At 75.0% G+C, this 11567-nt stretch carries 8 protein-coding genes; 1 reads left to right on the top strand and 7 read right to left on the bottom strand.

The annotated features are described in order from the left end of the window. Window positions 1-57: 57 nt before the first annotated feature. The 6 genes from RM780_RS25565 to RM780_RS25540 form a co-directional block, all read right to left on the bottom strand. Window positions 58-633, bottom strand: coding sequence for a hypothetical protein (locus tag RM780_RS25565; RefSeq protein WP_311633260.1), 576 nt, complete (start codon window positions 631-633; stop codon window positions 58-60). Next, the gene (locus RM780_RS25560; RefSeq protein WP_394813080.1) at window positions 618-1646 is read right to left on the bottom strand and encodes a ParA family protein; all 1029 of its coding nucleotides are present in this window, start codon (window positions 1644-1646) and stop codon (window positions 618-620) included. The genes RM780_RS25565 and RM780_RS25560 overlap by 16 nt, the downstream gene beginning before the upstream one ends. A 457-nt stretch (window positions 1647-2103) precedes the next feature. Beyond that, window positions 2104-3228 (bottom strand): alanine dehydrogenase, encoded by a 1125-nt coding sequence (gene ald, locus RM780_RS25555; RefSeq protein ID WP_311633258.1) that lies wholly within the window; start codon window positions 3226-3228, stop codon window positions 2104-2106. 73 nt (window positions 3229-3301) lie between these two features. Further along, window positions 3302-5635, bottom strand: a complete 2334-nt coding sequence (locus RM780_RS25550; RefSeq protein ID WP_311633262.1) for a tetratricopeptide repeat protein — start codon at window positions 5633-5635, stop codon at window positions 3302-3304. 57 nt (window positions 5636-5692) lie between these two features. After that, entirely contained in the window at window positions 5693-6337 is a 645-nt protein-coding gene (locus tag RM780_RS25545; RefSeq protein WP_311633257.1) for an NUDIX hydrolase, read from the bottom strand. A gap of 92 nt (window positions 6338-6429) precedes the next feature. Further along, a complete protein-coding gene (locus RM780_RS25540; protein WP_311633256.1) occupies window positions 6430-8112 on the bottom strand; it encodes a CTP synthase in 1683 nt (560 codons plus the stop codon). A gap of 343 nt (window positions 8113-8455) precedes the next feature. Here RM780_RS25540 and RM780_RS25535 point away from each other — a divergent pair, with 343 nt between their 5' ends. Continuing rightward, window positions 8456-10261: a glycoside hydrolase family 15 protein gene (locus RM780_RS25535; protein WP_311633255.1), complete on the top strand. Its 1806-nt coding sequence runs from the start codon at window positions 8456-8458 to the stop codon at window positions 10259-10261. A 156-nt stretch (window positions 10262-10417) separates the two neighbouring features. Here RM780_RS25535 and RM780_RS25530 read toward each other — a convergent pair whose 3' ends face one another. Continuing rightward, on the bottom strand, window positions 10418-11536 hold the full coding sequence (locus RM780_RS25530; RefSeq protein ID WP_311633254.1) for a glycosyltransferase family 4 protein: 1119 nt from the start codon (window positions 11534-11536) through the stop codon (window positions 10418-10420). Between the last annotated feature and the right edge of the window lie 31 nt (window positions 11537-11567).

Here is an 11567-nt window from a genome sequence, read left to right as displayed (position 1 = left end):
GCCGTGCGGCCGGGGCCCGTGCCCAGCCGCCGGCGGGGGGTGGTGCTCATGGGGCGGTCAACGACCGCGCAGGCGGCGGACGAGAATGCTCGCGTCGCCGCGGGACTCCAGGTCGGCCAGGACGACCGCGACGGCCTCCCGGACGATGCGGCCCCGGTCCACGGCCAGCCCGTGCTCGCCCCGCAGGACCAGCCGGGCCTGTTCGAGGTCCATCAGCTCCTCGGCGGAGACGTAGACCGTGATCTTCTCGTCGTGCCGCTCCCGCCCGGAAGGGCGGCGCGCGGCACGGGACTTGCGCTGCCCGGCGGCCGAACCCGCTGCCGCGCGCCCGGACTTGGCGGGGGCCGCGGAGGCCGCCCGGCCGGAGGGCTGCTCCCGCTTGGGCTGGCCCGGAACGGCCTGCTCCCGCCCGGCGGCGGCCTGGCCGCGCTGCGCGGGGGTCCTGGCCTCCTCCGGTGAGGGGTCGGGCTCGTCCCCGGCGGGGCCGCGTTCGCCCGCGGGCGCGGGCACTCGCGCGGCGTGGTCCCCGCCGGGGCTGGTGGCGTTCTCCGAGGGGGTCGAGGGCTGAACGGCGGCCCCCCCGGTGGTGCGGAAGAGTTCGTCGGCCGCCGGGAGGCTCACTCGGCGTGGCACCGGGCGAGCACCTCCCTGGCGAGCTGGCGATACGCCGCCGCCCCCACGGAGTTGGAGGCGTAGGTGGTGATCGGCTCACCGGCGACCGTGGTCTCGGGGAAACGGACGGTACGGCCGATGACCGTGTGGTAGACGTTGTCGTCGAACGCCTCGACGACCCGTGCGAGCACCTCCCTGCTGTGCACGGTGCGGGAGTCGTACATGGTGGCCAGGATGCCATCGAGGCGCAGGCCGGGGTTGAGGCGCTCCTGGACCTTCTCGATGGTCTCGGTGAGCAGGGCGACGCCGCGCAGGGCGAAGAACTCGCACTCCAGCGGCACGATGACCTTGTGCGCCGCGGTGAGGGCGTTGACGGTCAGCAGGCCGAGCGAGGGCTGGCAGTCGATGATGATGAAGTCGTAGTCGTTCACCAGGGGTTGCAGGGCGCGCTGGAGCGTGGACTCGCGCGCCACCTCGCTGACGAGCTGGACCTCGGCGGCGGACAGGTCGATGTTGCTCGGCAGCAGGTCCATGCCCGCGATGGCGGTCTTCAGCAGGACCTCGTCGGGGGCCATCCCCCGCTCCATCAGCAGGTTGTAGATGGTGAGGTCCAGCTCCATGGGGTTGACGCCGAGGCCGACCGAGAGGGCGCCCTGCGGGTCGAAGTCGACCAGCAGCACGCGGCGGCCGTACTCGGCCAGCGCCGCGCCCAGGTTGATGGTCGAGGTGGTCTTGCCCACCCCGCCCTTCTGGTTGCACATGGCGATGATCTGGGCCGGGCCACGCTCGGTCAGCGGTCCGGGGATGGGGAAGTAGGGCAGCGGGCGGCCCGTGGGGCCGATCCGCTCGCGGCGCTGGCGGGCCGCGTCGGGGGCGATGGTCGCCGCGTACTCCGGGTCGGGCTCGTACTCCGCGTCGGGGTCGTAGAACTGTCCCTCCGGCAGGTCCTCGTACTCGGAGAGGCGCGCGGACTCGCCGCCCGCCGGGGCGGCTGCCATGGCGTCATGGCCGTGGATGCTCTGATGCGCTGTCATGCTCGATGGGCTCTGGTCGGTTGCGTAGGTGTGGACAGCGACGGAGCCCAGGCCCGTCGGATCCGGGGCGCCGTGGCGCCGCTCCGGGACCCCTGGTCGTCCTCCCCCGGGAGTAATTGTCGACTCATTCACAAGTCGTCTTACCTCCTTGGGGACCAGGAAACTTCACTACAGGGTCAGCGTTCCACCATGCCGACGATTGGCGACTCTATGGCGTGTCGGTGGTTCGCAGCAACACAATCGGCCGTACCGGCGCGGATGTGTCGGCCGTCGAACATTCACTTGTCAAGGCCATAACCCCCGCTCACGGCAGGCTTCGGGGGCACGGGCGACGCCGAAACGCCCCCGGGCGCGACGAGTTGACCGTTCGGGCGCGTCGTGCGGCGCGTCGCCCCGGGGCCCGGGCGAGCACGGCGTGTGACATTCCCGATGTTGACCCGGGGAGTTGACCGCCGGGTCAGCCGAGCACCGCACGCGGGTCGGCGTGCGGCAGGTCGTGGGCCAGGGCGACGGGACCGGAGACGACCTGGCCGTCATGGACGTTGAGCCCGCGGGCGAGCGCCGGGTCCCGGCGAAGGGCCTCCCGCCAGCCGCGGTTGGCCAGCTCCACGATATACGGCAGCGTGACGTTGGTGAGCGCGTGCGTGGAGGTGCTGGGCACGGCACCGGGCATGTTGGCGACGCAGTAGAAGACCGAGCCGTGCACCCGGAACGTCGGCTCGGCGTGGGTGGTGGGCCGGGAGCCGTCGAAGCAGCCGCCCTGGTCGATCGCGATGTCGACAAGGACACTCCCGGGCCGCATGCGGGCCACCGTCTCGCCGGTGACCAGCCGGGGCGCGCGGGCGCCGGGGACCAGGACGGCGCCGATGACGAGGTCGGCGTCAAGCACCGCGCGTTCCAGGGCCAGGGCGCTGGAGGCGAGCGTCTGCACGCGGGTGCCGAAGAGCCGCTCGGCCTCGCGGAGCCGGGCGAGGTCCTTGTCCAGCAGGGTGACGTGGAAGCCCATGCCGACGGCGATCTGGGCGGCGTTGAAGCCGGAGACGCCGGCCCCGATGATCACGCAGCGGGCCGCGGCGGTGCCGGGGACGCCGCCGGGCAGGACGCCGCGGCCACCCTGGGAGCGCATCAGGTGGTAGGCGCCGACCTGCGGGGCGATCCGCCCGGCGACCTCGGACATGGGCGCCAGCAGCGGCAGGGTGCCCCCGGGCGTCTCGACGGTCTCGTAGGCGATGGCGGTGGTGCCCGCGCGGAGCAGGGCGTCGGTGCACTCGCGAGAGGCGGCCAGGTGCAGGTAGGTGAAGAGCACCTGGTCCTTGCGCAGCCGGTGATACTCCTCGGCCACGGGCTCCTTGACCTTCAGGACGAGGTCGGCGGCGGCCCAGACCTCGTCGGCGTCAGGCAGGACGGAGGCGCCCGCGGCGGCGAACTCGGCGTCGGGGACGGCGGAGCCCTCCCCCGCGCCGCGCTCCACGCAGACCTGGTGGCCGGCGCCGACCAGCTCGTGCACGCCCGCGGGGGTGAGGGCCACGCGGAACTCGTTGTTCTTGACCTCGCGGGGGATGCCGACCTTCACGTCGATCACGGTCCTTGCGTTACGGAGGTGGTGGCACTGCCAGTCTAATGAAGGGGTACCCGCCGCGCAGCCTTGGAATCAGTCAATCCTCGCGCGGGTCCAGCTCTGTTTCATAAGCCGGGGCCGGGGCCTCAGCGGGCGGGCGGCCGTGGGCCAGCAGCAGTTCGGCCGCGTCGCGGTGGGCGGCGGCCTCCCCGGTGCGGCCGAGCCGGTCGCAGCAGTCCGCCAGCCGCAGCCGCAGCGCCGCCTGCAGCCGCCGGTCGCCCGCGGCGCGCGCCAGGCGCAGCGCCTCCTGCGCGGTGCGCAGCGACTCCTCGGGGCGCCCGGCGTACTCCTGGACGCGGGCGACGGCGGCCAGCGAGCGGGCGTGCGCCCGGCCGTCGCCCAGCCGGCGGTGGACGGCGCAGGCGGCCCGCCAGGCGCGCAGGGCCTCGGTCCAGTGCCCGGTGCGGGTCTCGGCGGCCCCGATCCGGCCGTACAGCCGGGCCTGGGCGGGCAGGTCGCCGCGGGTGACGGCCTGGGCCACGGCCCGGCCGTACCAGTCGGCGGCCCGCTGCCAGTCGCCCTGTTCGGCGTAGGTGCCCGCGATGGACTCCAGGGCGCGGCCCACCAGCAGGGCGGTCCCGCCCGCCTGCCCGGGGGGCTCGGCCTGCTCCCGCTCGGCGCGCGCGGCCTCCAGCGCGCCCCGGTAACGCTCCAGTGCGCTGCCGAGCCGTCCACAACGGGCGTCCAAGTCCCCGAGGTTGAGCAGCGCGGCGGCCCGCTCCCGGGTCAGCCCGTGCCGCTCGGCCACGTCCAGGACCAGCTCGTGCAGCCGGTACAGCTCGGGGGCGGCGTCCTCGGGCCCGCGGTGGGCGATCAGGGCCCGGGTGAGCGCCGCGACCAGGCGGCGGGCGAGGGTGTCCAGGCGGCCGTCGGCCACGGCGGTGCGGGCGGCGGCCAGCAGGGCGGGCTGCCGCTCGGCGAGCCAGCGGGCGGCGGCGGGGCGGCTTTCGAAGCGCAGGGAGGCGGGGAGGCCGGAGAGCCAGGCGCGGGCGGACGTTCCGTGGGGCTCGGTGACGGCCTGGCAGGCCCGCAGCAGGCGGACGGTGCGCTCCAGCATCCTGGCGCGGGCCAGCAGCGCCTCGGAGGGCTTCTCGGCGGCCTCCAGGCGCTCGCGCAGCAGGGGGTACAGGCAGCCGGGGACCCGGTGGAGGCCGGGGGTACCGGGCTCGGGCCGCAGCAGGCCGCGGGCGGCCAGGTCCTCCAGGGCGGCGCGGGCGGCGGGGACGGGCCAGCCGGCGAGGGCGGAGGCGATGTGCGCGTCCACGAGCCCGGCGGGGGCCAGGGCCAGCAGGCGCAGGGTCCGCGCGGCGGGGGCGGGCAGGGCGGCGTGGGCGAGGTGAAACGCCCGGCGCAGGGCGGGTTCGGGCGGCGGCAGGCGGGGAGCGCTCCCGGGCGGCGCGCCCTCGTCCTCGTACGCGCCCTCCTCCCCGATCCCGTCCCCGTCCGCATGGGCGTCCAGGCCGTCGAACGCCCGGTCGTCGTAGGGCGGACGGCCGTGCGTACCGGTCGAGAACCCCCCGGCCCCGTACACGTCCTCCGCGAAGTCCCCGTCCCCGTCCTCGAAGACGCCCCCCTCGAACGCCTCCTCCCCGCGCGCCTCCCGCCCTTCCCCCGCGGGCGGGGGGACGGGCGGCGCCTCGGGAACGGCCCGGGCCAGGGCGCGCACGGCCTCCGCGAGCGTGGCGTCCGGCCGCGCCGCCAGCCACCCGCCGACGAGCGTCAGCGCGGCGGGCAGGTGCCCGCAGGACTCGGCCAGGGCCTCGGCGGCCCCCGGGTCCACGGTGATGCGCACGTCCCCCGCGCCGCGCTCCAGCAGCCGCAGGGCGGCGTCCCGCTCCAGGCCGCCCAGGACGCAGGGCCGCACGTCGGGGACGCCGGTCAGCGGCCCGCCGGCCACGGCCACGACCACGCAGTCGCGCGTTCCGGGAATCAGCTCGTCCAGTTGCGCGGCCGAGGCCACGTCGTCCAGCAGCAGCACCGCCCGGCGCTCGGCGAGCGCGTCGCGCAGGGCGCCGGTCACCTCGTCCTCGGCGGCCCCGGGCGGGGCGCCGGCGCCGAGCGGGCCGAGCAGGTCGCGGGCGGCGCGCTCGGCGGGCACGGGCTCGCCCGCCGGGTCGGTCAGGCGGGCGCGCAGGACCCCGCCGGGGTACTCCCCGCCGGCCGCCAGCGCGGCGGCGAACTCCTCGGCCAGCGCGGTGCGCCCGGTGCCGGGCCGCCCGGCGACCAGCAGGACCCGGCCGCGGGGTGCGGGCCGCCCCGCCATGGTGTCGAGGCCCGCGCGTTCGAGATCCGAACGCAGCTGGGCCAGCTCGCGCCGCCGGCCGAGGAATCCGGGGGTGCCGGCGCCGTCGGTGACCGCCTGTTCCGTCACGTCCGTCACGGGGCCGAGCGTATGCCACGGCCCCGGCCCGGCCGGGGCAAGGACACGTCAGGGCGCGAACGGCCGGGCGGGCCAGGGGGCGTCGGCCGGGCGCAGCGCGTCGAGGCCGTCCAGGCCGCGTGCGGCGTGGAGGGCGAGGACGGCGACCGACAGGCAGGTGTTGTGCAGGCGGCCGGCCAGCACGCCGCGCACCAGCTCCGGAAGGGGCACCCGCTCCTGGCGCATGTCGGCCTCCTCGGCGAAGACGGCGAACCGCTCGCCCTCGGCCTCGGAGACCTCCCGGGCCAGGAAGATCCGCACGGCCTCGTCGCTGCCGCCGGGGCTGGGGTAGACGTCGGCCAGCACCCGCCAGTCCTCGGCCTTGACGTGCGCCTCCTCGTACAGCTCCCGCTGGGCGGCGTGCAGCGGGTTCTCGCCGGGCACGTCCAGGAGGCCGGCCGGGATCTCCCACAGCTTGTGGCCCACGGGGTGGCGGTACTGCTCGATGACGACCACCCGGTCGCGGTCGTCCAGGGCGAGGACCGCCACCGAGCCGGGGTGGACCTGGAAGTCCCTCCGGGCGGTGCCGCCGTCGGGCATGGTCACGTCGTCGGCGCGGACGCTGGTCTTCTTCCCGGTGAACGGGGTGGCCGTGGCCGTGACGGGCCAGCGCTCCGGGGTGTCGGCGAGGAAGTCGCGGGGCTGCTCGGTCATGTCCCCAGTGTGTCAGCGCGGGCGCGCGGCCGTCCGCGCCGCCCGCCCGCCGGGGCGCGGGCCGGGCGCCGGGCCCGAGCCGCCCCCGGAGCTCAGCCCGCGGCCCGCGCGGCGGTGGGCTCCCAGGGGGACTCCCCCGAGGTCGCCCGCACCGCCGCCCGGATCAGCCCGGCGAACAGCGGGTGCGGCCGGGTGGGCCGGGAGCGCAGCTCGGGGTGGGCCTGGGTGGCGACCAGGTAGGGGTGGACCTCGGGCGGGTACTCGACGTACTCGACCAGCTTGTTGTCGGGGGAGGTGCCCGAGAAGACCAGGCCGGCCTTCTCCAGCTCGCCGCGGTAGGCGTTGTTCACCTCGTAACGGTGGCGGTGGCGCTCCTCGGCGTAGGGCTCCTGCCCGTACACCTCCCGAACGATCGAGCCCTCGGCGAGCCTGGCCGGATACAGCCCCAGGCGCATCGTGCCGCCCATGTCGCCCTCGCCGGCGACGATGTCCAGTTGCTCCTCCATGGTGGAGATCACGGGGTGGGCGCAGCCCTGGTCGAACTCGGTGGAGTTCGCGCCCTCGATGCCGGCCAGGTTGCGGGCGGCCTCGATGACGACGCACTGCAGGCCCAGGCACAGGCCGAGCAGCGGGACGCGGTTCTCGCGGGCGTAGGCGATGGCGGCGATCTTGCCCTCCACGCCGCGGTCGCCGAAGCCGCCGGGGACGCAGATCGCGTCGCAGCCGGCCAGATGCTCGGCGGCGCCGCCGGGCGGGCGGCAGTCGTCGGAGGTGACCCACTTGATCCGCACCCGGGCGTTGTTCGCGAAGCCTCCGGCACGCAGGGCCTCGGTCACGGAGAGGTAGGCGTCGGGCAGGTCGATGTACTTGCCGACCAGGGCGACGGTGACGTCGTGCGCGGGGTGGTGCACGCGCTGGAGCAGGTCGTTCCACTGCGTCCAGTTGACGTCGCGGAAGGGCAGGTCCAGGCGGCGCACGACGTAGGCGTCCAGGCCCTCGCCGTGCAGCACCTTGGGGATGTCGTAGATCGACTTGGCGTCGATGGCGGCGACGACGGCGGCCTCGTCCACGTCGCACATCAGCGAGATCTTCCGCTTGATGGCGGCGGGCACCTCGCGGTCGGCGCGCAGGACGATCGCGTCGGGCTGGATGCCGATGTTGCGCAGCGCGGCCACGGAGTGCTGGGTCGGCTTGGTCTTCAGCTCGCCGGAGGGGCCGATGTAGGGCAGAAGCGAGATGTGGACCACGAAGACGTTGTCCCGGCCGACCTCGTGCCTCACCTGGCGGACGGCCTCCAGGAAGGGCAGCGACTCGATGTCGCCGACCGTGCCGCCGACCTCGGTGATGACCACGTCCACGCCGTCCCCGGCCATGCGGCGGATGCGGTGCTTGATCTCGTTGGTGATGTGCGGGATGACCTGGACGGTGTCGCCCAGGTACTCGCCGCGGCGCTCCTTGGCGATCACCGTGGAGTAGATCTGGCCGGTGGTGACGTTGGCGCTGCCGTCGAGGTCGACGTCGAGGAAGCGCTCGTAGTGGCCGATGTCCAGGTCGGTCTCGGCGCCGTCGTTGGTGACGAACACCTCACCGTGCTGGAAGGGGTTCATCGTGCCGGGGTCGACGTTGAGGTAGGGGTCCAGCTTCTGCATCGTGACGCGCAGGCCGCGGGCCTTCAGGAGGGCTCCCAGGCTGGAGGCCGTGAGCCCCTTGCCGAGCGAGGAGGCGACCCCGCCGGTGACGAAGATGTGCTTGGTCGTCGTGGTACTGGGCGGCATGGCCAAGTCGGGGCTCCCGTGGTCGCGAGGTCGGATACACGACACCCTTGGGGGAAACGTTCCGGTGGGGGTCGTGTGGATGGGGTTCGGGGGTTTTGCTGCCCTCCGCTCCACGGGCTACCAGGGTATCAGTGGAGGGAACCCGAGGGGCGGCCCGTGACGTTCCCGCAGGGGTATCGACATTTCAGAACCAAAGCGAACAAGGTCACCCAGTGGCCTGATCCATCCACGTCGAGTGTCGGGCAGATGGCCACGCGCCGTCGTATTCTGCTCGGACGCTCGAATGGGCGACGGAAAACCGCACGTCCCGAGGGGGGCGGGCGCCTTTCGACTGGAGTGAGAAGTGGCCGGGCGCATCGAGGATTACGCACTCGTCGGGGACATGCAGACCGCCGCGCTCATCGGCCGGGACGGCTCGGCTGATTGGATGTGTCTGCCCCGGTTCGACTCGCACGCCGTCTTCGCCTCGCTGCTCGGCACGGAGGAGCACGGCTTCTGGCGGCTCGGCCCCGCGCACGGGCGCGACGTCCCGCCGCCGCCCGCCAGCCGGAGGCGGTACCGGGGGGACTCGCTCATCCTGGAGTCGGAGTGGGACACGCCGCGCGGGACCGTCCGCGTGACGGATTTCATGCCCCCGCGCGGCTCCGACGCCCCCCGCCTCACCCGGATCGTGGAGGGCGTCAGCGGGCGGGTGCCGATGCGCTCGGCGCTGCGGATGCGCTTCTCCTACGGCTGGGTCGTGCCATGGGTGCACAAGGTGGACGACCGCACGGTGGCCGTCGCCGGCCCCGACTCGGTGTGGCTGGACACGGCCGTGGACACCTACGGCAAGAACCTCACCACCTACGCCGACTTCACGGTGGCGCCGGGCGACCGCGTGGCGTTCACCATCACCTGGCAGCCCTCGCACAAGCAGCCGCCCCCGGTCCCGGACGCCGAGGAGTCCCTGACGGCCACCGAGGACTTCTGGCGCGAGTGGGTGGGCCAGTGCACCTACCACGGCCCCTACCGGGAGGCCGTGGTCCGCTCGCTGATCACCCTGAAGGCCCTCACCTACGCCCCCACCGGCGGCATCGTCGCGGCCCCCACCACCTCGCTGCCCGAGGAGATCGGCGGCTCGCGGAACTGGGACTACCGGTTCACGTGGCTGCGGGACGCCGCGATCACCCTCTCCTCGCTGCTGCGCACCGGGTACCACGATGAGGCCAGGGCCTGGCGGGAGTGGCTGCTGCGCGCGGTGGCGGGCGACCCGCAGAACCTCCAGATCATGTACGGCATCGCCGGCGAGCGGGAGCTGGCCGAGGCGGAGCTGAGCTGGCTGCCCGGCTACGAGAACTCCCAGCCGGTCCGGGTGGGCAACGGCGCCGCCGGCCAGCTCCAGCTGGACGTGTACGGCGAGGTGACGGAGGCGCTGCACCTGGCGCACATGACGGGCCTGGCCCGCAACGACCATGCCAACCTGCTCCAGCTGAAGCTGATCCGCTACCTTGAGGACCACTGGGACGAGCCGGACGAGGGCATCTGGGAGGTCCGCGGGCCGCGCCGGCACTTCGTGCACTCCAAGGTGATGGCCTGGGTGGCCGTGGACCGCACCGTGAAGCTGATCGAGTCCGGCGAGGTGGACGGCCCGCTGGAGCGGTGGCGCGACCTGCGGGACGAGATCCACCGCAGCGTGTGCGAGCACGGCTACGACAAGGAGCGCAACACCTTCACCCAGTCCTACGGCTCCAAGGAGCTGGACGCCTCCCTGCTGCTCATCCCGCAGATGGGCTTTCTGCCGCCGGACGACAAGCGGGTCATCGGGACCATCGAGGCGATCCAGCGGGAGCTGTCCACGCTGGACGGCTTCATCCTGCGCTACCCCACGGCCGGGGACCAGGCGGGCGTGGACGGGCTTGAGGGGGACGAGGGGGCGTTTTTGGCCTGCTCCTTCTGGCTGGCCGACGACCTGGCGATGATAGGCCGCGTCGAGGAGGCCCGGAAGCTCTTCGAGAAGCTGCTGGCCCTGCGCAACGACCTGGGCCTGCTGGCCGAGGAGTGGGACCCCCGCCGGATGCGCCAGGTCGGCAACTTCCCCCAGGCCTTCAGCCACGTCCCCCTCATCGACACGGCCCTCCGCCTCACGGCCTCCGGCGCGTACGGCGGCTGACGCCGCCGCCCCGGCCCGCCGGAGCGGCGAGGACGGCCGGCACCTTCGGCCCCGGGCCCCGGCCTTCGCAACGCCCGGCCGGGCCGCCCGGCGGCCGGACCGTGGTCCGACGCCGACGTGGCCCGGGGCCGGTGTGCGGGCCGGGCACGGGGTGGGTCAGGCCGTCGCCGTCGAGGCCAGTTCGTCGTAGACGCTGAGGACCTGGGCGACCGTGGTGTCCTCGGTGGGGAGGCTGCCGGCGCGGATGCGGCCGGCGCGGGCGAGGGAGGCGCGGCGGGTCTCGTCGGCCAGCAGGCCGGTGACGGCGGCGCCCAGCGCGGCGGGGTCGCCGTAGGGGACGAGGACCGCAGCGTCGCCCACGACCTCGGGAACGCCCCCGACCGCGGTGGCCACCAGGGGAACGCCGCGCCGCAGCGCCTCCTCGGCCAGCGGCGCCCGCCCGGCCCAGCGGGCGGCGAGCACCGCGACGTCCGCCGCCGCCAGCAGCCGCAGCGCCGCGTCCCCGCGCCCCAGCAGCCGCACCGGCAGCTCCTCGCGGTCGATGCGGCGCTGCGCGGCGGCCCGCTCGGGCCCCTCGCCCGCCACGGCCAGCAGCGGCTGCGGTCGCAGCGAACGCCAGGCGCGGGCGGCCGTCAGCAGCACGTCCAGCGTCTGGGAGCGGTCCAGCGTGGCCTCGGCGGCGAGCAGGGGCCGGTCCACGGCGCCCAGCTCCGCGCGGATCTTCACCGGCTCGGCCTCCCGGCCCCCGCCCGGCCGCTGGGGCGGCAGCGCCACGGGCGCGAGCCGGGCGTCCCTGGCCCCGCGGCTGCGGGCCCGGTCCACGAGGTCGGAGGTGGCGCCCAGCACCACCGAGGCGGCCCGCGCCACGGTGAACTCGTTCAGCCGCCGCAGCTGCGCCCGCAGCCCGGGCGCGGTGGGCCGGGTGTGCCAGGTGACGACCAGGGGGATGCGCCGCCCGCGCAGGCCGAGCGCAGCGAGGAGCCCGGCGCGCATGCCGTGCGCGTGCACCAGGTCGGCCTCGGCGCACACGGCGTTCAGCACGCCGAAGGAGCCGGGCCCGGTGCGCGCGGGCACCGGCACGAAGCGGGCCCCGGCGGCGGTGAAGCGGTAGCGGCGCTCGGCGGAGGGCGGGGCGGCGACGGTGACCCGCAGGCCGCGGGCGGCCAGGCCCGCGGACAGCGACCGCACGTGCGCCCCCGTGCCCACGCTGCCGCCCCCGAGCAGTTGCACGACGTGCAGCGGCGGGCGGACGTGCGGGGGTGCGGTGGCGCTCACACCATCATCTCCCGGGGGTCTCGGGTCGCGG

This window comes from Streptomyces boetiae (genome assembly GCF_031845405.1).
Lineage (GTDB): Bacteria > Actinomycetota > Actinomycetes > Streptomycetales > Streptomycetaceae > Streptomyces > Streptomyces boetiae.
Note: the sequence above shows the minus strand (reverse complement) of the source record. Positions and strands in the feature narration are given on the sequence as shown.